The sequence below is a fragment of the Paenibacillus favisporus genome, from assembly GCF_040545415.1.
In the GTDB taxonomy this organism is placed as follows: domain Bacteria; phylum Bacillota; class Bacilli; order Paenibacillales; family Paenibacillaceae; genus Paenibacillus_AQ; species Paenibacillus_AQ favisporus.
Genome location: NZ_JBEPLV010000008.1, coordinates 47,541 through 68,949, shown reverse-complemented (window position 1 = coordinate 68,949; position 21,409 = coordinate 47,541). Strand labels below are relative to the sequence as shown.

Here is a 21,409-nt window from a genome sequence, read left to right as displayed (position 1 = left end):
TTTATCGCAAATATCCGAACAGTTAGTGTCAACATCACTGACAGTGGATTGACAGGAAAAGCATCGTTTTCTCATTGATTCCCTGTCACCGCTGAGACTGGACGCCTGCGGGTTTGTGGGTATCATCCCAAGCCAAAAAGGAACCCTTCATCCTGGGGATGAAGGGTTCCTGATGGAATGCTGCATTCGACTGCCTAATTTCCGCTCAATCGGATTCCGCCGGCTCCACGGCCTCCTGCAGCGCACGGTCGAGATCGGCCGCGTACGCTTCCTTCGCCGCCGGGCTCCAGTTCAGCACGCTGCCCATATATTCGATGACCGGTGCCTTCCATATGCGCACGAGCTGAATATCGAACAGCGTCGCGCCGAGCCGGCGGGTGAAAAAGTCCACCGGCGTCGCCGCCATCTCCGCTTCCAGCGCATAGGCCAGCTGGCCGAACAGCATCAGCGGCAGCCCGTGCGCTTCCGCCTCCGCCCGGTGGCTCTGGATCAGCCGGAAGACGCCGGATGCATTCGTGCCGTATTTGCCGGCGATCGCGAGGGCTTCATCCGGGGCCAGCCCCGCCTCGATTCCGGTCTGGGCGGTCTTCCGCACGAAAGGCTCATACTGTGCCGAGCCGCCGAAGTCCCCGCCCGAAATCGGCAGATGCTTCGTCTGGCATGCTTTAAACGGGCGCCCTGTTTGTTCAGTCAGCTCCCGGGACAGCACGTCCACAATCGTCTCGGCCATCTTCCGGTAACCCGTCAGCTTGCCCCCGGCGATCGTCAGCAGTCCCGAGCCGGACTCCCAGATCTCGTCCTTGCGGGATATTTCCGACGGATCCTTGCCCTGTTCAAGAATGAGCGGTCGGACCCCGGCCCAGCTGGACTCCACATCCTCCGCCGTAATTTGCAGCTCGGGAAACATATAATTGATCGCGTTAATAATATAGTCCCGGTCTTGGTACGTCATCCGGGGATGCGCCGTATCCCGGTCGAAGAAAGTATCCGTCGTCCCCACATACGCCTTGCCGTCGCGTGGAATGGCGAACACCATTCTTTTATCCGGCGTGTCGAAGTACACCGCCTGCTCCAGCGGAAACCGGGATTGGTCGATGACCAGGTGGACGCCTTTGGTGAGGCGCAGCGTTTTGCCCTCCTTTGACGCATCCTTCTCGCGGATGCGGTCGACCCACGGCCCTGCGGCGTTAATGACCTTGGCGGCGTGGACTTCATAGGTGTCCCCGGTCAGCTGGTCGTGGACCACCGCACCGCGCACGTTATTCCGGGCGTCGTACAGCAGCTCCTCGACCTTGCTGTAATTGAGCGCCGCAGCCCCGTGCGCCACGGCCGCTTTCATCACTTCGATCGTCAGGCGGGCGTCGTCGGTGCGGTATTCCACGTAGTACCCGCCGCCCTTCAGCCCCTCCTTCTTGATGAGCGGCTCCTTCGCCAGCGTCTGCTGCGGGGAGAGCATCATGCGGCGCTCTGCTTTTTTTACGCCGGCCAAATAGTCGTACACCCGCAGTCCGAAGGACGTGCTGAATTTGCCGAACGTGCCGCCCTTGTGGATCGGCAGCAGCATCCACTCCGGCGTGGTGACATGCGGACCGTTCTCGTACACGACCGCCCGCTCCTTGCCGACCTCGGCGACCATTTTGACCTCAAACTGCTTCAGATAGCGGAGCCCGCCGTGCACCAGCTTCGTCGAGCGGCTGGATGTGCCTGCGGCAAAATCCTGCATTTCCACCAGCGCCGTCTTCATCCCGCGGGTCGTCGCGTCCAGCGCGATGCCTGCCCCGGTGATACCGCCGCCGATGATCAGGACGTCAAACTTTTCCTGCTTCAAGCTCTCCTTGATTTGTTCGCGATTCGTATTGGACCATATCATCTGTGCTTATCTCCCTCCAGATCGAAAAAGAGACCCCCCAAGATATGTTTCTGTGTTTATTTAAAAGCCATGGCTGCATGTACGGCCTTCTTCCAGCCTTCGTACAGCCCGGTTCGCTCCTTCTCTTCCATCACCGGCTGGAACTCGCGCTCGATTGCCCACTGGCCGGAGATGTCGTCCTGGCTCTTCCAGTAACCGATGGCGAGTCCTGCCAAATACGCAGCGCCCAGCGCCGTCGTCTCGTTAATGACCGGCCGTTCGACCGAGACGCCGAGCACGTCGCTCTGGAACTGCATCAGAAAATCGTTGTGCACGGCACCGCCGTCGACTCGCAGTGTGGTCAGCTCGATACCTGAGTCGGCCTCCATCGCGGACAGCACATCCTTCGTCTGGTAGGCCAGCGATTCCAGCGTCGCCCGGATAAAATGCTCCTTGGACGTGCCGCGCGTCAGGCCGAATACCGCTCCGCGCACATCGCTGTCCCAGTACGGGGTGCCGAGCCCGACGAACGCCGGGACGACGTACACACCGTCGGTCGAAGCCACGCGCGCTGCGTAAGTCTCGCTCTCCTTCGACTCCTTCAGCATCCGCAGTCCGTCACGCAGCCACTGGATGGCCGAGCCCGCCACGAAAATGCTGCCTTCCAGCGCATATTCCACTTTGCCGTTGATGCCCCATGCGAGCGTCGTCAGCAGGCCGTGCTCCGAGCGGACCGCCGTTTCGCCGGTATTCATCAGCATAAAACAGCCGGTGCCGTAGGTGTTCTTGGCCATGCCCTTGCTGTAGCACGCCTGCCCGAACAGGGCCGCCTGCTGGTCGCCCGCAACGCCTGCGATCGGCACCTCTGTGCCGAAGAAATGGTACGGCACCGTCAGGCCATACACCTCGGAGGACGGGCGCACCTGCGGCAGCATGGAGGCCGGAACCCCCAAAATCTCCAGCAGCTCGTCGTCCCATTTTAACTCGTAAATGTTATACATCAGCGTGCGCGATGCGTTCGAATAATCGGTCACATGCGCGCGGCCTCCGGTAAATTTCCAAATGAGCCACGTATCGATCGTGCCGAACAGCAGCTTGCCCTGTTCCGCCTTTTCCCGGGCGCCTTCGACTTCGTCCAGAATCCACTTGACCTTCGTACCGGAAAAGTACGGATCGATCAGAAGCCCTGTTTTGGCGCGGATGGTGTCGTCGAGCCCTTGTGCCTTGAGTTCTTCGCAAATGCCGCTCGTCTGCCGCGACTGCCACACAATCGCATGGTACACAGGATCGCCCGTTTCCTTATCCCACACCACCGCGGTCTCCCGCTGGTTCGTGATGCCGATCGCCGCAATCTGCTCAGGCTTCACGCCCGATTCCGACAGCACGGACGCGATCACCGACAGGACCGAACCCCAAATCTCATTGGCGTTATGCTCCACCCAGCCTGGATGGGGAAAATGCTGCGTTATCTCCCGCTGGGCCGTATGTACGGCTTCTCCTTTTTCATTAAATAAGATAGCCCGGGAACTCGTCGTCCCCTGGTCCAGTGATAAAATGTATTTTTCCATAGAACCCTCCCTGCTCCGTCAGCGAACGATGCGCTCGTTGTGGTTGTGCACATTCGGGATGTTGCTGGATGTATATCCGTTAAGAAAAACGTCTATCGACGTACCTTCAAAGGAGACAGACCGCGTTTAGCGGAAGTTTTTCTTGCGAGATCAGGAAGCGGGGGCTCCGAAACTTATACTTTCTGATCTCTTAAGAAAGACAAACCATGTCGCTTGGTGACGTTTACATGGCTTTCCTTAGTGACATCATACTATATTTGGAGCGGGTTCGGGTTAACAAAATCGAAGATTGGCGAAGGAAATGGAGCAAAGCAGATGATGGGACTGATGAGGTGCTTGGGGAGAATTGAAGGGCGCGAAAGGGAGCGGTAAAAGAGGAATTTAGACAGGGTTAGGGCGTGGTAGCGACCTAGTGAGGATGCTGAGAAGACATTGTGTGGACTTGACGATGACGAAGTGAGACATTGTGGGGACGTGACGAGGACTTGACGATGACGAAGTGGAGACATTGTGGGGACGTGGCGAGGACTTGGCGATGACAAGTAGAGACATTGTGGGGACGTGGCGAGGACTTGACGATGACGAAGTGGAGACATTGTGGGGACGTGGCGAGGACTTGACGATGACGAAGTGGAGACATTGTGGGATATGACAATGACGTAGTAAGGACATTGCGAGGACCAATTTTAGGAGGAGTGAGAGCTATGTCAAACGGATAAAATTAATATGTTGTAATGCGTATCGATACACTATATAATAAACAACAAATATCCAAGGAGGGTCTTTTGCATGAACTATTCGATTAACCTGTTCGGCTATCACGTGGACTGCAAGCTGAACGTTGAAGAAGACCGGCTGCAGCTGGACATCGCCGAGGAAGACCAGAAGTCGCTGAAGCAGTATTTGATCCGGGTGCTGCCAAAATACGGCCGCGAAGCATCTCAGACTTCGACGTTGGACGAGCTGGTGAAGCTCGCGATCGATGCAGAAAAAACGATGGAAGGCCACATGTCCGAACCGAAGCTCAAGCTGCCTTACGAATTCCAGCCGGAAATCAAAGAGAAGCTGATCGAAGCGGCGGCGCTGCAGGACATGTCCGCAACCCAGCTGCTGATCCGGATTATCGAGCGTAAATACCAGGAAGTTATGGGGTAAAGGGGGTTTGGGTTATGCCATACGGTAACAAAGTTAAATTTCATTACGACGTGCCTGCCTACATTAAAAAGCAGCTTGCCGAAGCGGCCAAGAAGCTGAACATGACCGCCACGGAGCTGCTGTCCAAAACGATCGAGGAAGAATACGAGCGGGTCAAACGCGAGCAAGCTTCCGCTAACTCCGGAAAATAACGGGGATCTGGGCTGCGAACCTTTCCACGGAACGAGCCTGTTCCACGGAAAGACTCAGGTATTCATAGTCCTGACCGATCCGGTCGCATGACAGCAGATGGCACTCTGTATAGTCGTCAACCGGATCGTGTTCTACCAAATTCCGTCTACAACGTCTTGATCAATAGGGTTATTCGCACCTTATTGGAGAAGCCCTACCTTGATGAGATATGGCCCCGATATAGTTCCTGAGGCATAAAAATAACTAAGCAACCAGTAATGCAATTAGTACCATTTACACTCTCTAATAAATTTCACTTTTTTTATAATAATTAAAGTCAAATGCTAACTGACTGGGTAATAAACATAATGTGATGTAAACTAAACAAGGGAGAGATGGTACATATGAAAAAATTGATTATTGGACTTACTGTGGGGATGCTCATTGGTTCATCTACTGTTGCCATGGCAGCCACGTCCACTACTGTAAAAGCAACGATTGCCAAATACCGCGTGCTTATAAACGGGGTTAATAAACCAGTTGCTTCAAACCAACTTTTATACAACGGTAATACATATGTCCAATTGCGGGATGCCGGATCCATTTTCGGGTATGATGTTAGCTACAAAGCTTCTGATAAATCCATTAACTTTACTGTCAAAAACAGTCCTGATTCAAATTGGATCACCCTTACTGATTTTGCGACAGCTAACGGCTATACCATTAAAGTAGATAACGCCTCCACAGACACATATAATATTCAGGCTAACAACTCAACGGTATTGGCAGTGAACATCAGCAATCTGAAAGAAAATGAAGAAAGAGCTTTAACATCAACGAATGGCAAGGTTGTGACGGTTAAAAGGTACCTAGGCTCTTATCTTTTGAATAAAACTGACCTTATCAGAGGCGGATTCATGAACTAAGGTAATTACTTAGGTAGTCGGGAATATTCCGACTGCCTCTTTTTTTTATTTAAGGTAATGCCACACGAAATCCATTGCTCTTTTCAATACGAGTAAACTGGATCTGAATCTCAATGCCCCATTTGGCGACTCGAAATCTATGAACCATTATACAGGACTGATCCGGGTGCTTCCAAAATACGGCCGCGAAGCGTCTCAGGTTTCGACGTTGGACGAGCTGGTGAAGCTCGCGATCGATGCGGAAAAAACGATGGAAGGCCACATGTCCGAGCCGAAGCTCAAGCTGCCTTACGAGTTCCAGCCGGAAATCAAAGAGAAGCTGATCGAAGCGGCGGCCCTGCAGGACATGTCCGCAACCCAACTGCTGATCCGGATTATCGAGCGCAAATACCAGGAAGTTATGGGGTAAAGGGGGTTTTGGTTATGCCATACGGCAACAAAGTTAAATTTCATTACGACGTTCCTGCCTACATCAAAAAGCAGCTTGCCGAAGCGGCCAAGAAGCTGAACATGACCGCCACGGAGCTGCTGTCCAAAACGATCGAGGAAGAATACGAGCGGGTCAAACGCGAGCAAGCTTCCGCTAACTCCGGGAAATAACGGGGATCTGGGCTGCGAACCTTTCCACGGAACGGGCCTGTTCCACGGAAAGACTCAGGTATTCATAGTCCTGACCGATCCGGTCGCATGACAGCAGATGGCACTCTGTATAGTCGTCTACCGGATCGTGTTCCAGGAGATACACGCGTATGCTCGGGTTCAGGTCCTCGATTTTGCAAAAAAACACCGCTTCCGGGGCAGCGTCCATAATCGCCTTGATGCGTTCCCGCACGCAGCCCGGCAGCAGCGGCTCCAGCAGCGAAAACGTCTGGATGGTCGGTTGGTATTCATAAATCAGCATAAGCGGATGCCTCCCTTTTAGTATGAAAAAAATTATGATTTCCCTCCTGCCTGACTTGTCTCTATCTATGGTAGGTACTCGCGTTTTCGTTAGAGCACCTTTAGCCGCTGTAAAATCGTCAGCACCCTGTACAGATCGTAGCTTCCGTTCACCGGGGTGCTAATGATCTTCGCCTCAACCGCCGCGTTTACCGCGGATTCCGCCCAGGCCGGAACCTTCATCTGCTGCCGCGTCTCCAGCGAAGTAATTCGCTGCTCCACCTTTTGCAGAAGGATCTCAAGTTGGGTCAGGCGTTCCGCTTTTTTCTTCAAATCTTCCAGCTGTTGTGCCAGCTCAGTGATGTTAACACTCATTTCGTTGTGGTCTCCTTTCCATGTGTCATATTGAGGCAGTCCATACTGCTCCATAATCGCTATCAGCTTGGACGGGTATTTCGGATCGGTCGCGTAGCCGCCTTTCCAAACTGCCTCGGCCGCTTGCCGGTAATCTGAGCGCAGCACGCCGTGGTACCGCGTCGGCTTGTCCTTCGTGCCGTTCAGCAAAAGCTTGGAATGGTCGGCAATGGACTCCGTCCAGGAGTGATATTTGCGAAAAGATGCCACCACCTTCACCGCCTTGCCGTTGACATACTCTGTGGTGGGCATTTCTACGCTTCCCGCTGTGCCCTTGCCTTTGATGCCGAACAGGTTGTTTGCCTGCCGGGCAAGACCGCTTGTCCCCCAGTTGGATTCCAGAATCGCCTGGGCGATGGTTAAGGAAGCTGGGACGCCGGTGGCCTGCATGTCAGCGATGGCGCAGGGGGCGAGGGTGGCGATGAATTCATTTGGGTTCATGGGTAGCGGATTCCTCCTCTTCCGATTTACTTTCCAATATTTCAATGGCACGCTGAAACACCTTGGGGATCGGAAGGCCCATACGGCCTACGTTCTCCAAAATGCTGAGCAATTCGTTAGCCAGATAGAAGAAGATCACTGCGTTCTGAAAATACTTCAAGTTTCCCAATACGACATCAATAAAGTGGGCAACGGTAACCATCATGAACACGGCGATCTTGCGGGCAATGCCGTAAAATCCCTTCCGGCTCATCAGCTGTCCGTTCACCCACGCTACGCCAAATCCGGTAAGCCAATCGACCACAACGAGAATGAGCAGCAGGTTGATCAGGACGTTCCAGCCTCCGAACAAATACCCGGCAATCGCGCCAAATGCCGTTGACAGCGTCTTGACCGTCAGGGTGATGCGCTCTTCCATGGGGATGACCTCCTTTGGATGATGGAATAAGAAAGCCCTCGGCTGTTGGCCGAGGGCATAAAAAATACGCCTTAAGGCGCTACCGATTATTCCTTGTACTCTTCTCCTGTGATCTGTTGGTACTTTTCCGGTGTGAGCATATTTGCAGCAACAAACACTTTAATCCCTTCCTTTGTGTAAAGCGGATGCTTATTTTCATAAAAAAGTTTAATCGTTGCGAACCAATCAATGACCATGGTTATTGACCTCCTTTCAAGGAAGCTACGCCGATAAGGAGATTGCCGACCATGCTTTCAAGTGAAGCAATTTTTTGCTTGTCGGCTGCACTTTCAATAAGTAATGCCGCAATATTGTTGTGTACCTCCGCTTGGGGTTCCTTCTTGAGGTATTTGTCTGCTACGTTCGTGTGTCCTTCGGGAAAAACATCGTCCAACTTAAGCTCGAGTTTTTCATCAGTAACGAAGAAGTCGGCCATCTTGAGGTTAACTCCAAAAACACTACGGTCGCCGTGCATATTGTCGTCATCAATCTCTCTGATATTCGGGACGATATCAACAATTCTTGCCCCCTGCTTGGCTACCACATAACCAGTCGCCATCTATATCTCTCCTTATGACCATTTTGGTCCGGCTTTGTCGACAACTAGAGCCGAACTGACGCTATATTTAACAGTCGCACTTGGGACAGTACTGCTTGAAACGAATGCGATTCCACCATCCATGGCATAGATGAATCGGTAGTTGTTCGTTCCAGTGACGAAGCCAATATTGATATGTGATGAATTAAACACCTGAATGACTGAATTCTGACAGTTGGAGCATTCCACGTTGGATACACCACCGATACAGTTGCCCCCAAACCACAACCAATCACCTTGCTGATTGGCAACTACTTTTCTGCAGTTCGTCATCCAGATATAACACGGGCTCTGGCAGTTCACACTCGTGTTAGTGCCAATGAAGTCAATGTTCCGAAAGGAGAATTGACACGTGCAATCATCAATATTGATGCCATATCCGGTCAGTTTCGCGTAGTTGCTCACGTTGCTATCCACGCCGACCAGTTCGACCGAACCACCGTGAAAGAATTTGAAATCAGCGTCGTAATTGCCACTTACATTACTGGTCCAGCCAGCGTCCAAATAAATGATACGGTTCCGTACGGAGATCCTTGGCATGGCATCAATCGCAGCTTGGATAGTTGGATATTGGGACGGCACTCGAAAGAGCAATGCGCCCGAATTACTGCCGTTATAATTTTCAATCTTCACACTATCCAAAGCTAATTTCACTGCATACTCGGTAGCCGCTACATTTTGCCGGGTTCCGTTTATGGCATTTGATAACATCGTCTTACCTGCGACAGTCAAGGAAGCGTCTGGGACACTACTTAGTGACTTATCCAATGCCAACTTTACAGCTTTTTCAGTGGCTGCTACATTCTCTCGCGTACCGGTAATGGAATTGGATAGCATTGTCTTACCTGCAACAGTTAAGGATGCATCCGGGATTGTTATGTTTCCTAGTTCATCACTCATCTGACCAACTTTATCATCAATCTTATCCCAGTTATCATTCAGCATCGTTTGGATATTAAATGTCTCATTTCCATCTGTCATGGGATCCTTTTTCAACAGTCCCAAATTCGGCGTGTTGCTCGACATGCTTAGGCACCCCCTGCAAATTTATTAAGTAATACTTGTTCTAGATCATGAATTTTCATAACCTGGTCCACTTCACGGATCAGTAAATATTTAAATTCAAATCTGACCGCCAAATGAGCCGGCTTGATCTCCTCAATCACTGCCTTCAGATCCGCCAAATTCGGTGGAATGCCAAGCGTATCCTTGAACTGTACGGTAAAAGCCCATTCAGCTGGCTGAAAACTAACCTCCACCGTCCCGCCGTCGTAAGCCTCAGCAACGCTTTTAACCAATCGCCCGGTAAACGTCCCGGCACCGCGCAGCTTCGACTCAATCACGGCCCGACGCTGGTCAAGCGGCTTGGTGCGGTCTGTCGGTATACCCAGCTCAACCTCCCAACGATCTAAACCCCATGTGGCAGTTCGCACATAAAATTGATCAGCGGCCTCGTTCAAAGCTTGGTATAAAGCATCAAGCTCACTTCCCTTGGCATCCATGTCCGTCTGCATAATGCGTGAGGATTCATAATACGTCGGCAGATAAGAGAACAGTTCGCGCCCTCGCGTGCTGACGATTTCTGCACTATTCACTTACGCTCACCGTCCCCAATACGGCCACTTGTCCGGCGCTGATTTCGATATTTTGCTGATTGCTATTGCCGTTGATTGTGAGATCGGAGTAATCAATAATGATGGGGATATCCAGCAGCACTGCAGCAATTCGTGTATATCGAACCAGCGGGTCATTACGATTAAAAGCGATCTGTTCCAAATAGGAGCGCACGCCGTCCTCGATCATATGCTGAATTTCCTCTATTGTTGAAGGTGTTTCCTGTGTCCGCTGGACTTTAACCGTAATGTTGATCTTTACCTCTTCAGCTGGCATCACGGTAATCACAGGCCCTGCCGGAGCTAATCCTTCCCCCTGCCCATCTTGCGTAGGATCGATATGATGCTGTACCGCTTCTACAATTTCAGAGCTTGCTGCACGTTTGTCAGTATCAAGCAGATACAGACCAACGGTTCCGGGGCCACGCCATAAAGGCACCACCTCAACGCCTCCAACACCGGCAATCTCATTCGCCCACTGCATATACTGGGTTTTGTTGCCGCTCGTCCCCTGGTTACGGACCTTAGTATAAAATCTATCCAGTAACGATTGGTCTGTCTCCACATCCGCTCCACTTTTGGTTGGCTCCGGATTCGTAACTGATGTCACACCGCTAATTGATGTGGACATCACTTGGATTACCCTGGCGGGGACATTCCCATTTTTACCAGGGTTGACAGCACGAATCTGGACGGTACCCGTTCCGGCATCGCTTAACGTAATATCTGCTGTAGTGAAATACTCTAAGGAGGATTCTCCGGATACCTCATCGGCAGGTGTTGCTACAAACGTCCCTTTCGGAATCTTCGTTCCCGGCTTGCCAGTAAAAACGACCGTCCCGGTAGATGCGACTGCCTCCCGCCGCGTAATTCCATGCTCCGCCGTTCGAAGGTCAAGCTCTGCAGAACGGATTTCCGGGTTATCGCTGGCGGCAGTACTCGCGAACCCCCGCCTCAACACCTCCTGCGCCCACAGCGCCGCCTCGGAGAGCATGAACGCCACCGGCGCCTGTGCGTCCCAAATAAAAGAGCCCTCGGACTTGTCGAAATCCGAAGGCACCCTGGCCAGCATGCGGCTCATAATGTTTTCTTCCGTCTGATCCTGCAAAAAAAGCGGTAATTCCGCCATCAGATCACCACGCTTTCTATGATTTCAACCTCGTCCCGGACGCTCTGGATGCGGCAGCTGAAGCGGCAGGCCTCGCCTTCCCACGCAAACGCGAACTGATCCACGCTTTCGGTCCGAGCATCCGCCAGGAGCGCCTCGGAAACCATGCGCCGGACTTCGCTCTCGAGCAGAGCGTGATCGTAGCCGCTGCCGACCAGATCCTCCAGCTCGCTGCCGTAGTCCCTGGAATAGATGAGATGGCGGTAGCGCGGGGTACGGATGGCTTTTTCGCACCAGGTTACCCAGGCTTCCCTTTCATCCGCGACGGCGATTTTACGGGTGGGGGATATGACGAATTCCCCGGCGTCAAAATCGAACCGCCAGCTCCTTCCAAACACCGCCCCGCTTCCCTCCAATAGTTCCGTCTCCGCATCCTCGCTCCAGACCATGTCTTCCGTCTCCGGAAACAAATTAGCCACGGCCGCTCACCACCCTGCAGACGACGACCACGTCATCCCCGCCGTTTACGCGGACGGCCAGCACCCGGTCTCCGGGCTTAAGCCCGGCACCCAGCTTCAGCGCAGCATCCGGAACTTCGGTCTCGTCAAAATAAAATGACGTATCCATCGCCACGCTCCCCCAGTTCGGGGAATCTGTCCGTACCCCAGATGCTCCGACCGCCATATAACGCGGCAGCGCAAGCAGCCCGGGCAGCTCGGCCACCATGTAGTCCTGCATTTCATGCTTGAAATCGTCCAGCTTCAGCCCCGTCGACGTAATGGTCCCCAGCACCGCCCCGACGCCACCGAGCGCCTGGCGCGTGTGCTTTCCGACCGAAGCGTACAAAGAGGATGCAAGCTGTCCATACGGGTCTTTATTCAAGGTAAAACCTCCTTTTGACGTCGTCGTAGGTTCCGAGCTCCAGCGACATGCTGCCCGGGTTGCCCAGCTCGCGGCTGACCGAGATGACGAGCAACTGCACTTGGCCCAGCTTAACCGCATCCCCCGCCCGAATCGTATTGATATCCGGAGCGTTCACGGTGATCGTCTCCTGGATGCCGCGCAGCTTGCTGCGGGCGAGCTCGCGGGCGGCTGCTCCGTTTTTCACCTCGTCGTCCTGGATTATCGCCTGGAGCTGGCCGTACTTGGCGACGTCCTTTTCTTCAATGGCGAGGACTTTGGACGGAACCTCTTTGCCTGTCTCGCTCGCCGCGGTCGCCAGCACCTTCACCTTCGTCGCCGCCCCTTCCAGCGTGCGCGTCTGCATCGTATCCGTTACTGCCTCTAGGACGTACACGTCCGGGTTGGTACCAAGCTCATAAAGTTCAAGGCCGGAGGCGATCATCCGCGGATGATACAGCTTGCCGCCAGCTTTGGCGGTAGCCCGCAGGTCTGCAAACATGCTTGCATACAGCGACTGTGTCCGGTACACGGCCCGGCCCAGCTCCTTGCCGGTATCCGGCAGCTTGGCGATTTTCAAATTCCAGTCGGCGGCATATTTTTTAAAACGCTGCGTCGCCGTCTGCTTCGCCGGGAACAAATACTCGTCCTCCGATTTGTCCAAATAAACGGTCCGGTCGTACAGTGTTATAGTCATCCGCTTCATGCCGTTATTCGCTGTCTCGACCTCCCACACCACCGCAGGATGCAGCAGGGTGACGTAATCCTTTTTCCCGTAAGGAATGCCGCTGATGCGGATCGCCATGCCTGGCGAGATCGGGGGTAAATCCGGCGTCACCACCAAGTTGACCGTGCCCTGGTAAGCGATCTGCTCCAGCGAATCGCGCAGGTTGATCGCCTCCACCAATGGGGTCAAATCGTATTTGTCCTGCAAAATCACCTTGTAACTCATGACAGCACCAGCTTCTGCCCCGGCTTAATGGCGTTCGGATCCTTGCCGATCACCTTCTGGTTCAGCTTATAGATCTGGTTCCATTTTGAGCTGTCGCCGAGCTCCAGTTTGGCGATTTTGGAAAGGGAGTCTCCCGCCTTGACCGTGTAGGTTTTGTTTTTCTCCTTCATGTCGGTGCGCTGCTTTTTGTTGACTGCCGTCCCGCCGCTGGTGCTGCTGCCAGCCGTTTTCGCCACCTTAAGCTCTCTCCACGTGCGGAGCGTGATGTCGAAATACACGTCCCCCGGCTCCCCGCCCCGGAATGTCGTTTGATGGGAGGCCACGAACACGGGCACATTGATCCCGGCTTCGCTGATGACAAACCGGAGCGGGGTTTTCATCACCAAAAAATCGTTCAGTTTGTTCATCGCCACCTGCGGATCAGGCAGCTCGCTCTTTCCCCCTTTGCAGAAGGATTCGTCGTACACTTTCGGAAAAAAGGAGGAAAACGATATTTCCTTAATCCGGTCCCCCTGCGGAAAATCGAACTCCCCGGACGAGAGAATGTTGGCGGTATCGTAGCCCTTTTGCCTGGAAATGATCACTTCCTCCGGATTGACCGGAAACGTGAATCGTTCACCCTTCCCGGTCATTAACACCAAATCCAAAGCGGTTCCTCCTCTCTGGAAACGTCGTCGTTACACATATGCTTTCGCCCCCGGTTTGCGGTTCTGCGCAGCTTTGGCAAACTCCGAACGCAGGCGCTGCCCGATCTGGAGGATCAGGCCCTCCACATCTATGGGCGTCTCTTCATGCACAGTCACCTGCACCGCACCCGCCGGAAGATTGTAGTTGGTTTCCGTTTTAAAATCCTTCAGAAACCCCGACAGCGCCGACATCTGCTCCGGACTGATCTGCACGAGCTGCGGCGTCGTTTTGCCGCCTCCGTTGCCCCCGATTCCCGGCTTAACGCCTCCGGTTGCGGCCTGCAGCCGTGGGCCTGTTCCCATCGGAGCAGCCGGGCCTTGGGCTCCGGGCAGGTAGGGACCGTAGGCTTTCCTGGTTAGTGGGAGGGGGGAGAGTGGGGGATAGGGAGCCCCCGTAACCACGGTTTGGGAAGACCAAGCTGCTGCACTGTATTGCATGGACACCCCCATCGACTGAGCAGGTTCCTTCGATTTCGGCGCCGCCGCAGGTGCAGGAGCGGTCATCACAGCCGGTTTGTCGGAAAAGTCTTTGGGAGCCTTGACCTTTTTGGAAAACCAGCCGGGAAACATGTTTTTAAAACCGTTCTCGATCTTCTCCTTATTGTCTGAGACCCATCCTCCGACTTTCTCGCCTATAAAGCTGCCGGCTGCCCCTCCCAAAGTCGAACCGATTAAAGTACCACCAATGGGAATAATGGACCCGATAGCACCTCCCACGGTCGCTCCGATTCCGCCGCCGACCGCAGAGCCGACCGCCTCTGCCCGTTCCTTCCCTGGCTTGGCCGTTGCAATGGAGAAAGCATCGGCAGCATAACCGAGTGGACCCAACAGCTTTTTGCCAGGACCTGAGGCGACTGCATCAATGATGGCTTTCTTTTTACCGCCGAGGAGCTTTCCGATCCCCTGGACACCGCCTATCAGGTCTTCTCCAGCAGAACCAAACGTGCCGATAAGGTCTCCAAAAGCCGTCATCTTACCAAGAAACTTGCCGCCCTTCCCCCTGAATCGGCCCGATTTGGGCTTGGGATCAGCCGCCTCCGTTTCCTTAGGAAGTGCCGGACTGTTTTGGCCAGCTGTTTCGGCAGTTTTGGCCTCATCTTTTTTGTCAGGATTCTTTAACTTTTTAAATTTCTCGGGAAGCTCGCCCACGCTCTTGGTTCCATTACCAAGAGACTTCACCGCGCCAAACCCGTCTTTGATCGTATCCCATATCGACTTTGGCTCTTCCTTCTTTTTTTCACCACTGGTACCAGTATTGATGGATTCCATGATGCCAGTTAATTTAAGAACTGCGGTCGAATTCGCTTGGATGATCTGGATCATCTGGGAAGCCCCTTCGCTCGAACCCCCACCAGCCTTCGGCCCCTGTGCCACCACATTCACATGAGCCGTCGCCCGGATAACCTGCGATTTCACTCGGTTGATTTTTTCCAGCAGGCTGTCCAGCCCTTTCGAGGCACTGTCCTTCAGCGCAATTTCGGGAACCATACGGGTTCTCCCGATCTTCAGCACCCGCCCCTGAATCCGTTCAAAATACCGCTCCATCGCCCGCAGCTCCCGGTTTGCCTTGATCACGTTTTTCGGATCAATGACGAGATTCAGACGGTAATTTAACGTTTCTGCCATGAATTCTTCACCTCCTTAACCTTGATTCATGGCTGCCATCTGTTCGATTTCTTCCTGGGAAAAAGCGAGCAGCAGCAGCCGCTCCCCGCGCGGGAGCCGCCAAAACTCTCCGGGACGAAGGTGATGCCGGGCCCACAGGTGGTACAGCATCGTCGTCATTCCCCCGGAGTCGATCAGTTTTTTAGGTCAGCGATCTCGACCCCGAAACCGGACAGCTCCAGCACCTTGTCGCCGACGGCGTCCAGCTCCCCGGCCAGCAGCATGCGGCGCACCGCCTGCTCCCCGCCCGACAGCTTCAATCGGCTCGTGATCCGGGGATCGCCCCAGCCGTTCAGCGTGAGCCCCTTCACTTCCAGCTTGCCGGTAGCTTCGGAGATAAGCAGCGCGTTGAACGTTTCGGTATCGACCTTTTCGTCCACCGCCCCCTTCACCGTCCGGCGGACCGTACACCGCTCACGGATGCTGTCCACCTTGCTCGAGGTCAGGCCGTGCAGCACGATCTGCATATCCAGGCGCTTGATGCGCACAGTCTCCTCCGGCAGCTTCTCTGCCGCCTCAAACAGGCTGTCCAAAATTTGTTCCTCGCTCCAGTTATCCTGCAAGCTCATGCGTCTTCCTCTCCTTCATTTGCTGAATGGTTTATGTCCCTAAAGGGATGATGTTGAGAGTTTTACTCCTTGAAAAAAGGACTTACTCAGCCCTTTTGCGTATCCAATTAGGCCGTACGATAGGTGCGCAGGTTCTGGTTCACGAAAAGAACACCCACAAGCGCAAAAGTGCGGCTATTTACCGGGAAATCACACCTAAGGGCACTAGTAAAAGCAAAAGTGCAGCTTCATTTCCAGCCAACCCGCCATTTCGCGAATTCCACCAGAAGTCAGTGCACTTTTGCTTCTATCTTCTTCTAAAATGGTGATCGACTGGATGAAGTACACTTTTGCAGTTTGGCAGCTATTTCTCCGAACTCCTTAGTCCGCCGTGATCGGGTCCAGCAGCTCGTACCCTTCAAAGGTAAACGTCGTTTCCTCCTGCACTTCCTCGCCGGCGGTCCAGTTAGCCAGTTGGATTTTGTCCGGCATGCAGCGGATCAGGCGGACGCGCTCGTGCCCGTAGGACTCGGGATCGTCCAGCTTGGAGATGATTTCAAACTTCGTGAAGCCGCGGTTGATCATATCCGAGGTCACTTTGTAGCCGCTCATCGTGCCGGTTCCTTTTTTGCTGCCGCTTTTGTGAACCGTCCAGTCGCTGCCTACCAGCTTGAGCTCGCGCTTTTCGATTTCAACGCTGGCTTCCAGCTTGTTAATGTGCGTCTGCCATACACCGTCGATATACGCCTGGCCGTACGTGCCGAGAATGACTTTTGAAGCATCCAACATAGGGGTTCCTCCTCAGAGTTATTCATAGTTTTTTTCATAGCTTGCATGGGTTAAAAAGAGACAAAGGCTCTTTCATCACTGCACGTAAAATGTGCCGAACAGCTGCTCCATCACGTCCGTCAGCTTCACGTTCCACTGCAGGAACACCTGATCCGGCTCCGGCTGCTTCACCGCAGAATCACCGTAGTAGGCCGGATCGAGGATGACGTCATAGCCATCCGGCTCAATGACGCTGCTCAGCGACAGCTGGCCGAGGTACTCTTTGACCGCGCCGATCAGGGCGAGGCGCCCTTCTTCCGTGTTGTTCACGCGGCCGATGTACGTCTGCTCCGCCGCCCGCTGCAGATCCGCATTGATTGCGTCCATGACGCGGATGGAGCGGATCTTCTTCCAGGCGCTGCTCTGGCCCTCGGCCGGCGTCGCCAGCGTGTTAATGCCGCGCAGTGCCTTCACCTGGCGGCCGTCAAAGAAGAGCAGGAACACGCCGCTCTTCACGGCCTGCTCCTGCTCGGAGCGCGTCCAGCGCCGGGTGACGTCCTCGAACGGCGTGACCGCGTACGTCGCGGACTGGTTCAGGCGCTGGCCCGCGATCAGGCCAGCCACATAGGCGGCCGTCTGCGCGGAGCTGTAGTCCGTCCCCGACAGACGGACACCGGTGCCCACGTTGACGATGCCCTCGTGGTTCAAGGCCAGGGAGCGGGCCGCCGCCAGATCGGCCGCATCCTTCGACACATCATCGGCGGCGCTGCCTCCGAAGACGGCCATGACGCCGCGGCCTTCGCCGCGCAGCCGCTTGATCCAGGCGGCAAAGCTCTGCAGCAGTGCCATGTCGGCGGCATAGTCGAGCGCCAGCAGGTCGAAGTCCTGACCTTCGGCGGCCTCCTGCATGGCGACGTAATCGGCGTTCGTCAGGCCGCCGATGCCGCTCGCTCCGCCGGTCAGCGCCAGTCCGCTGACGTCGGCCGGTACACCGCCGCCATCCACGGCCTCGGCAGTGACCCATTCATTGCCGCCGTTGATGCTCGCGGCCAAGGAAGCGGCCGTGCCGTCCGCGCCGATGAAGGTGCCGAGCAGCTTGGCGCCTTCATACAGGCGCAGCTCCTTTGCGGCCGGATTGCCGAGCGCAGGCTGCACCGTCACGGTGAAGCCGTTGCCGCGGCTGCCCGGGTGCTTCGCCGTCAGCTTCAAGACGGCGGTCGGCGCAGCATCGCCGCTCTGCAGCGTCACGGCCGCCGCCTTGGCCGTATCGTCCGCCAGTCGGTAGGCCAGCAGCTTCTTCGGGCCGCCGAGCAGCGCCAGATAGAGGGCCGCGTAGGCGGTCGCCCCATTTTCGCCGTCCGCGGCAAACATCGCAGCAATCGCCTGCTCGCTGCCGACCTCCACGAACTCGCGGACCGGACCCCAATTGGCTTTGACCGGCACGATCACCGTTCCGCGGCTGCCGCCTTGAATGGCCGACGTTGCCGCTGCTTTAAAGTTCATATACAATCCCGGCAGCACCGGTTGATTTGTGCTTTCCCAAGTTCCACCTGCCATAAGTTAGACCACCTTCGCTTTCATGAATTGTTGGATCTTTCCCTGTACCTCGGCGATCGAAAAATGCTGACCGTCCGTGTCATGCATAGCACCTGCCACGACCTCTGCCCGGACCCCGAACAGCTCCTTGGCCTGCGCCTTCAATTCCTTCAGCTCATACCTCGGCATGCCGCCCCCGGCATCCGGGGTTTTCGAAATTTTCTTTACGCCCATATCGGGCCACCTCATTTCATGATAGGTTGAACGGCAACGCGGCGGATCAGCGCCGCTTCCTCCGCAGGACGCATCCGCCGCTGCACCAGGGTCAGCTTAAGCTGTCCATCCAGTATGGCGTCGGCCTGCATATTCGCGGAAACCTCCGCTACCGACAGGTAGCGGCGTTCCCCGTCACCAAGCGGCAGTTGGGTCTGTGCCCCCAGCTCCTCCACCAATGCGACCGAGGCTTGATGCTCGGTCTCCGGGAACGGCGCCGCCAAATGCCCCACAAACGTTTTGCGGATCTCGTACATCGAAGCCCCCGCCATTTTCGTCTCACAGCCGGCAAGGCGCCACAATACCGCATGCTCCTCCCGGTCCGCGGGCCAGGACGTTTCGTAGACCTGCCACAGGTCAGCTAGCTTACCCCGTGTCCATCCCGCCAGGGCGCTGAGCCATGCATCCGCAGGGGCAGGCGCTTCGGCTCCCGAAGCCTCCGGCAGGTACGCACCGAACCTGAGGCACCGGATGATGCCGCCCGAGGCCTGATCAAGCGCGTCCGCTTCCGGAACGCCCAAGTAGTGCAGCAGGAACGCTTCCGGATCCGGACCTGCTATTCTTTGGCGCTGCAGCCCCCGAACCAGCTGCTGTGTCCAGGCATCCAGCCGGGATATCCCGGCACTGCCGCTGTAGAGCTTTACTCGCACCACCTGCCGGTATCCCGCCCAGGCCGACTTCCAAATCTCCTCGCCAAGGGTGAGAACAGCGCATGACCCGTCGTCCTCTTCTGCTCGCGGCTGCACATCGTAGATCCGGCCTTCCAGCTCGGGAATCAAGGCGGCGACTGCCTGTTTAACGGCTTCCCTCATATTACTACCCGCCGATCCGTTTCTTTTGCGTCACAGCCCCTTCCATTCTTGGGTGTCCGCTGAATCTGTATCAACTCGGCCCCCTCCTTTCTCTATGATCAAAACTTACCGGGCAATGAAGCGTCACACGTCCGCAAAAAAACCGGCCCTTCCGGCCGGCTTAACATCCACTGATTGTGTTCGGCATGTCCCTTTGCTTCATTCCCGATGATATAATCTTACACCCCGGATTCGAAAACGCTGACGGCAGTTCGGACGGTTATCGGCGGAAAATAGTACGAATATATGTTCGTATTTTTTCATCCTTTTTATTCCAAATAGGAATGGTTAGGATCAGCACTTCTGCGGCCGATTCATCCCCTGAAACTCCCGCTTTCCATTAGATAAAAAGAGCCGAAGACCTCTCCGGTCCCCGGCTTGTCCCGCTTATGAGCAGGCTTTACTTGGAATTGCATGCTTTGGCTTTTTGAAGCTCGGATAACGTCAACAGCCCGCGGTCTGCAAACGCCAGCGCCATTTTATAGAAGGCTCGCGTTCGTATTTTCGTGTACGTATCCTTACTGACCGGCGGGTCGAGCACGTAATTGTAGACTTTATAGTCGAAGACATCATCTTCCTTCATATACCGTTCGCGGATCAGCGTCTGTTCCCGTTCGCCCAGCCGTTCCACAATCGACTCGATCATCCGGCAGTATGCCTGGCGGGCCGCAGGCGCGTCTACATTGTAGACGGCGACCTGCGCCGTCTGGTCCGAGGTCACGTTGGTCGGTCCGTGAAACCGTTCGGTATAAGAGGCGGTAACGCTCGCTTCCCTGACTTCAAACGTAATCGTTTTATAGATCCGGTATTTTTCCAAAATCGCTTCAACGGCGGCCTGGGTCTTGCGGCGGTCCAGTTGCGGCAGCATTTGATCCATATTCAAACACGCTCCTTCATGGATGTTCACCTAAAAAAACTGTGGCTTGTTCGCATTTTTGTTCGTATAATGATGTTAACATACCACTTTTTGGGTATCCCGTAAAACCCGGAAATCCCGGCTTAACCACCATTTCGCTCCGGATTCCTTTTTCTTTCATGCCATTTGGTAATTATAACATCATTTTTCTTTACCTTTTGGCAACATTGGATTATAGTAACGGATAGAAATAGATCAACGTCATAGAGGGAGTGGCTAAACCGTGGAAAAAGAATTCGGAGCCGTGCTTAAGCGGCTGCGCGAGCAGAAGGGCATGACGATCAACCAGCTTGCCGAAGCATCGGGCATCAGCAATTCGCAAATTTCCCGCATGGAGAACGGGATTCGGGGTGTGCCTAAACCGCCGACCATCCGGAAGCTCGCGGACGCGCTGGAAGTTCCTTACGGCGAACTGATGAGCGCCGCAGGGTTTTGGGATGCAGACGGGGCTGCCAAAGGATTGCGGGAGGAAGCGCCGGCATGGGCGACCTATAAGGACAAGCGGGATTTCAAGAAAATGCTCGAGGAAGACGGAGAGTTGATGTTCGACGGAATTCCGCTGGACGCCGAGGACAAGCAGCGCATCAAGGATGTCCTCACCGGGCTGTTCTGGGAAGCGAAGCAGATGAATAAGCGGAAGAAGAAGGAGCCAGGTTCTCCGGACAGCCCCTCTTCTTCGTGATGGGTGGGACGAACAATCCACAACTTGCAGGTGAATCCTATGGATGAAATGATTCGAAAGCTAATCCGAAAATATAAGACCAGCTGCCCTTTCGAACTTTCCCGGTCCCTTGGCATTCATATCCGCTACCTCGATCTCGGCAAATCCACCAAGGGACTCTATTACCGGAAACTGAGACGGCGGTTCATTGTGATTCACAGCGAGCTGTCCCCCGAGTGGCAGCGGTTTGTCTGCGCGCATGAGCTCGGCCATGACCGGCTCCATAAGGGGATCAACCGTTTTTTTCTGGAGGAGCATTCCTACTTTGCCCCCGGCAAGCTGGAGCGGCAGGCCAACCGGTTTGCCGTCGGCCTTCTGTCCGCTGGAACGGCGATATTGCAGGGCGAAACGGCTGAAACCTACTGCAAGCGTGTCGGCATTCCGCCGGAAATGCACACTTATATTCAACCTTAG

General features: G+C 54.7%; 29 protein-coding genes. 7 read left to right on the top strand and 22 right to left on the bottom strand.

Features of this window, described 5'->3' with window-relative positions:
- Positions 1-205: 205 nt before the first annotated feature.
- A complete protein-coding gene (locus ABID47_RS28915; RefSeq protein WP_354502107.1) occupies positions 206-1,870 on the bottom strand; it encodes a glycerol-3-phosphate dehydrogenase/oxidase in 1,665 nt (554 codons plus the stop codon).
- Positions 1,871-1,926: 56 nt separating this feature from the next.
- On the bottom strand, positions 1,927-3,417 hold the full coding sequence (gene glpK, locus ABID47_RS28910) for a glycerol kinase GlpK (RefSeq protein ID WP_354502104.1): 1,491 nt from the start codon (positions 3,415-3,417) through the stop codon (positions 1,927-1,929).
- 789 nt (positions 3,418-4,206) lie between these two features.
- Here glpK and ABID47_RS28905 point away from each other — a divergent pair.
- The 5 genes from ABID47_RS28905 (at position 4,207) to ABID47_RS28885 (ending at position 6,269) form a co-directional block, all read left to right on the top strand.
- Positions 4,207-4,572, top strand: coding sequence for a hypothetical protein (locus ABID47_RS28905; RefSeq protein ID WP_076175060.1), 366 nt, complete (start codon positions 4,207-4,209; stop codon positions 4,570-4,572).
- 14 nt (positions 4,573-4,586) lie between these two features.
- Positions 4,587-4,763 carry a hypothetical protein gene (locus tag ABID47_RS28900; RefSeq protein WP_163882478.1) on the top strand — a complete coding sequence of 59 codons (177 nt, stop codon included), beginning with the start codon at positions 4,587-4,589 and terminating at the stop codon, positions 4,761-4,763.
- Positions 4,764-5,147: 384 nt separating this feature from the next.
- Positions 5,148-5,669, top strand: a complete 522-nt coding sequence (locus ABID47_RS28895) for a stalk domain-containing protein (RefSeq protein WP_186326053.1) — start codon at positions 5,148-5,150, stop codon at positions 5,667-5,669.
- 139 nt (positions 5,670-5,808) lie between these two features.
- A complete protein-coding gene (locus ABID47_RS28890) occupies positions 5,809-6,078 on the top strand; it encodes a hypothetical protein (RefSeq protein WP_354502100.1) in 270 nt (89 codons plus the stop codon).
- Between the two features lie 14 nt (positions 6,079-6,092).
- Positions 6,093-6,269, top strand: coding sequence for a hypothetical protein (locus ABID47_RS28885; protein WP_163882478.1), 177 nt, complete (start codon positions 6,093-6,095; stop codon positions 6,267-6,269).
- On the opposite strand, the gene ABID47_RS28880 is transcribed toward ABID47_RS28885, so the two are convergent.
- From ABID47_RS28880 to ABID47_RS28785, 20 genes are all read right to left on the bottom strand, one after another.
- A complete protein-coding gene (locus ABID47_RS28880) occupies positions 6,253-6,570 on the bottom strand; it encodes a hypothetical protein (protein ID WP_354502097.1) in 318 nt (105 codons plus the stop codon). The two genes, ABID47_RS28885 and ABID47_RS28880, sit on opposite strands and share 17 nt — an antisense overlap.
- 89 nt (positions 6,571-6,659) lie before the next feature.
- On the bottom strand, positions 6,660-7,403 hold the full coding sequence (locus tag ABID47_RS28875) for a glycoside hydrolase family 73 protein (RefSeq protein WP_354502094.1): 744 nt from the start codon (positions 7,401-7,403) through the stop codon (positions 6,660-6,662).
- The gene (locus ABID47_RS28870; RefSeq protein WP_354502091.1) at positions 7,390-7,821 is read right to left on the bottom strand and encodes a phage holin family protein; all 432 of its coding nucleotides are present in this window, start codon (positions 7,819-7,821) and stop codon (positions 7,390-7,392) included. The genes ABID47_RS28875 and ABID47_RS28870 overlap by 14 nt, the downstream gene beginning before the upstream one ends.
- Positions 7,822-7,907: 86 nt before the next feature.
- The gene (locus tag ABID47_RS28865) at positions 7,908-8,057 is read right to left on the bottom strand and encodes an XkdX family protein (RefSeq protein WP_354502088.1); all 150 of its coding nucleotides are present in this window, start codon (positions 8,055-8,057) and stop codon (positions 7,908-7,910) included.
- Between the two features lie 2 nt (positions 8,058-8,059).
- Positions 8,060-8,419 (bottom strand): hypothetical protein, encoded by a 360-nt coding sequence (locus tag ABID47_RS28860; RefSeq protein WP_354502085.1) that lies wholly within the window; start codon positions 8,417-8,419, stop codon positions 8,060-8,062.
- Positions 8,420-8,431: 12 nt separating this feature from the next.
- The gene (locus ABID47_RS28855; RefSeq protein WP_354502082.1) at positions 8,432-9,484 is read right to left on the bottom strand and encodes a tail fiber protein; all 1,053 of its coding nucleotides are present in this window, start codon (positions 9,482-9,484) and stop codon (positions 8,432-8,434) included.
- A gap of 2 nt (positions 9,485-9,486) precedes the next feature.
- Positions 9,487-10,053, bottom strand: a complete 567-nt coding sequence (locus ABID47_RS28850; RefSeq protein ID WP_354502079.1) for a YmfQ family protein — start codon at positions 10,051-10,053, stop codon at positions 9,487-9,489.
- The gene (locus ABID47_RS28845; protein WP_354502076.1) at positions 10,046-11,200 is read right to left on the bottom strand and encodes a baseplate J/gp47 family protein; all 1,155 of its coding nucleotides are present in this window, start codon (positions 11,198-11,200) and stop codon (positions 10,046-10,048) included. The genes ABID47_RS28850 and ABID47_RS28845 overlap by 8 nt, the downstream gene beginning before the upstream one ends.
- On the bottom strand, positions 11,200-11,658 hold the full coding sequence (locus ABID47_RS28840; protein WP_354502073.1) for a DUF2634 domain-containing protein: 459 nt from the start codon (positions 11,656-11,658) through the stop codon (positions 11,200-11,202). The genes ABID47_RS28845 and ABID47_RS28840 overlap by 1 nt, the downstream gene beginning before the upstream one ends.
- Positions 11,651-12,061, bottom strand: a complete 411-nt coding sequence (locus ABID47_RS28835) for a hypothetical protein (RefSeq protein ID WP_105442040.1) — start codon at positions 12,059-12,061, stop codon at positions 11,651-11,653. Before ABID47_RS28835 ends, ABID47_RS28840 begins: the two co-directional genes overlap by 8 nt.
- Complete coding sequence (locus ABID47_RS28830; protein ID WP_354502070.1) at positions 12,054-13,031, bottom strand: XkdQ/YqbQ family protein; 978 nt, start codon at positions 13,029-13,031, stop codon at positions 12,054-12,056. Before ABID47_RS28830 ends, ABID47_RS28835 begins: the two co-directional genes overlap by 8 nt.
- A complete protein-coding gene (locus ABID47_RS28825; RefSeq protein WP_354502738.1) occupies positions 13,028-13,663 on the bottom strand; it encodes a LysM peptidoglycan-binding domain-containing protein in 636 nt (211 codons plus the stop codon). Before ABID47_RS28825 ends, ABID47_RS28830 begins: the two co-directional genes overlap by 4 nt.
- A gap of 45 nt (positions 13,664-13,708) precedes the next feature.
- Positions 13,709-15,343: a hypothetical protein gene (locus ABID47_RS28820; RefSeq protein ID WP_354502067.1), complete on the bottom strand. Its 1,635-nt coding sequence runs from the start codon at positions 15,341-15,343 to the stop codon at positions 13,709-13,711.
- A gap of 15 nt (positions 15,344-15,358) precedes the next feature.
- On the bottom strand, positions 15,359-15,493 hold the full coding sequence (locus ABID47_RS28815; protein WP_263880942.1) for a hypothetical protein: 135 nt from the start codon (positions 15,491-15,493) through the stop codon (positions 15,359-15,361).
- Positions 15,494-15,516: 23 nt separating this feature from the next.
- Positions 15,517-15,951 (bottom strand): phage tail assembly chaperone, encoded by a 435-nt coding sequence (locus ABID47_RS28810; RefSeq protein WP_076175084.1) that lies wholly within the window; start codon positions 15,949-15,951, stop codon positions 15,517-15,519.
- Between the two features lie 360 nt (positions 15,952-16,311).
- Complete coding sequence (locus ABID47_RS28805; RefSeq protein ID WP_076175086.1) at positions 16,312-16,719, bottom strand: phage tail tube protein; 408 nt, start codon at positions 16,717-16,719, stop codon at positions 16,312-16,314.
- A gap of 75 nt (positions 16,720-16,794) precedes the next feature.
- Positions 16,795-18,255 carry a phage tail sheath family protein gene (locus ABID47_RS28800; RefSeq protein WP_354502062.1) on the bottom strand — a complete coding sequence of 487 codons (1,461 nt, stop codon included), beginning with the start codon at positions 18,253-18,255 and terminating at the stop codon, positions 16,795-16,797.
- Positions 18,256-18,258: 3 nt separating this feature from the next.
- Entirely contained in the window at positions 18,259-18,468 is a 210-nt protein-coding gene (locus ABID47_RS28795; RefSeq protein ID WP_354502059.1) for a hypothetical protein, read from the bottom strand.
- A gap of 11 nt (positions 18,469-18,479) precedes the next feature.
- Positions 18,480-19,319, bottom strand: a complete 840-nt coding sequence (locus ABID47_RS28790; RefSeq protein ID WP_354502056.1) for a hypothetical protein — start codon at positions 19,317-19,319, stop codon at positions 18,480-18,482.
- Positions 19,320-19,758: 439 nt separating this feature from the next.
- On the bottom strand, positions 19,759-20,235 hold the full coding sequence (locus ABID47_RS28785) for an ArpU family phage packaging/lysis transcriptional regulator (RefSeq protein WP_116231834.1): 477 nt from the start codon (positions 20,233-20,235) through the stop codon (positions 19,759-19,761).
- A gap of 262 nt (positions 20,236-20,497) precedes the next feature.
- On the opposite strand from ABID47_RS28785, the gene ABID47_RS28780 reads away from it, so the two are divergent.
- Together ABID47_RS28780 and ABID47_RS28775 are read left to right on the top strand one after the other, a co-directional pair.
- The gene (locus ABID47_RS28780) at positions 20,498-20,956 is read left to right on the top strand and encodes a helix-turn-helix domain-containing protein (RefSeq protein ID WP_076175099.1); all 459 of its coding nucleotides are present in this window, start codon (positions 20,498-20,500) and stop codon (positions 20,954-20,956) included.
- Positions 20,957-20,995: 39 nt separating this feature from the next.
- Positions 20,996-21,409 (top strand): ImmA/IrrE family metallo-endopeptidase, encoded by a 414-nt coding sequence (locus ABID47_RS28775; RefSeq protein ID WP_089549896.1) that lies wholly within the window; start codon positions 20,996-20,998, stop codon positions 21,407-21,409.

Bases quoted from the DNA above. Each gene is read 5' to 3' on its own strand.
- ABID47_RS28915 (WP_354502107.1), bottom strand. From the start codon at position 1,870: ATGATATGGTCCAATACGAATCGCGAACAAATCAAGGAGAGCTTGAAG.
- glpK (WP_354502104.1), bottom strand. From the start codon at position 3,417: ATGGAAAAATACATTTTATCACTGGACCAGGGGACGACGAGTTCCCGG.
- ABID47_RS28905 (WP_076175060.1), top strand. From the start codon at position 4,207: ATGAACTATTCGATTAACCTGTTCGGCTATCACGTGGACTGCAAGCTG.
- ABID47_RS28900 (WP_163882478.1), top strand. From the start codon at position 4,587: ATGCCATACGGTAACAAAGTTAAATTTCATTACGACGTGCCTGCCTAC.
- ABID47_RS28895 (WP_186326053.1), top strand. From the start codon at position 5,148: ATGAAAAAATTGATTATTGGACTTACTGTGGGGATGCTCATTGGTTCA.
- ABID47_RS28890 (WP_354502100.1), top strand. From the start codon at position 5,809: ATGAACCATTATACAGGACTGATCCGGGTGCTTCCAAAATACGGCCGC.
- ABID47_RS28885 (WP_163882478.1), top strand. From the start codon at position 6,093: ATGCCATACGGCAACAAAGTTAAATTTCATTACGACGTTCCTGCCTAC.
- ABID47_RS28880 (WP_354502097.1), bottom strand. From the start codon at position 6,570: ATGCTGATTTATGAATACCAACCGACCATCCAGACGTTTTCGCTGCTG.
- ABID47_RS28875 (WP_354502094.1), bottom strand. From the start codon at position 7,403: ATGAACCCAAATGAATTCATCGCCACCCTCGCCCCCTGCGCCATCGCT.
- ABID47_RS28870 (WP_354502091.1), bottom strand. From the start codon at position 7,821: ATGGAAGAGCGCATCACCCTGACGGTCAAGACGCTGTCAACGGCATTT.
- ABID47_RS28865 (WP_354502088.1), bottom strand. From the start codon at position 8,057: ATGGTCATTGATTGGTTCGCAACGATTAAACTTTTTTATGAAAATAAG.
- ABID47_RS28860 (WP_354502085.1), bottom strand. From the start codon at position 8,419: ATGGCGACTGGTTATGTGGTAGCCAAGCAGGGGGCAAGAATTGTTGAT.
- ABID47_RS28855 (WP_354502082.1), bottom strand. From the start codon at position 9,484: ATGTCGAGCAACACGCCGAATTTGGGACTGTTGAAAAAGGATCCCATG.
- ABID47_RS28845 (WP_354502076.1), bottom strand. From the start codon at position 11,200: ATGGCGGAATTACCGCTTTTTTTGCAGGATCAGACGGAAGAAAACATT.
- ABID47_RS28830 (WP_354502070.1), bottom strand. From the start codon at position 13,031: ATGAGTTACAAGGTGATTTTGCAGGACAAATACGATTTGACCCCATTG.
- ABID47_RS28825 (WP_354502738.1), bottom strand. From the start codon at position 13,663: ATGACCGGGAAGGGTGAACGATTCACGTTTCCGGTCAATCCGGAGGAA.
- ABID47_RS28820 (WP_354502067.1), bottom strand. From the start codon at position 15,343: ATGGCAGAAACGTTAAATTACCGTCTGAATCTCGTCATTGATCCGAAA.
- ABID47_RS28815 (WP_263880942.1), bottom strand. From the start codon at position 15,493: ATGCTGTACCACCTGTGGGCCCGGCATCACCTTCGTCCCGGAGAGTTT.
- ABID47_RS28810 (WP_076175084.1), bottom strand. From the start codon at position 15,951: ATGAGCTTGCAGGATAACTGGAGCGAGGAACAAATTTTGGACAGCCTG.
- ABID47_RS28805 (WP_076175086.1), bottom strand. From the start codon at position 16,719: ATGTTGGATGCTTCAAAAGTCATTCTCGGCACGTACGGCCAGGCGTAT.
- ABID47_RS28800 (WP_354502062.1), bottom strand. From the start codon at position 18,255: ATGGCAGGTGGAACTTGGGAAAGCACAAATCAACCGGTGCTGCCGGGA.
- ABID47_RS28795 (WP_354502059.1), bottom strand. From the start codon at position 18,468: ATGGGCGTAAAGAAAATTTCGAAAACCCCGGATGCCGGGGGCGGCATG.
- ABID47_RS28790 (WP_354502056.1), bottom strand. From the start codon at position 19,319: ATGAGGGAAGCCGTTAAACAGGCAGTCGCCGCCTTGATTCCCGAGCTG.
- ABID47_RS28785 (WP_116231834.1), bottom strand. From the start codon at position 20,235: ATGGATCAAATGCTGCCGCAACTGGACCGCCGCAAGACCCAGGCCGCC.
- ABID47_RS28775 (WP_089549896.1), top strand. From the start codon at position 20,996: ATGGATGAAATGATTCGAAAGCTAATCCGAAAATATAAGACCAGCTGC.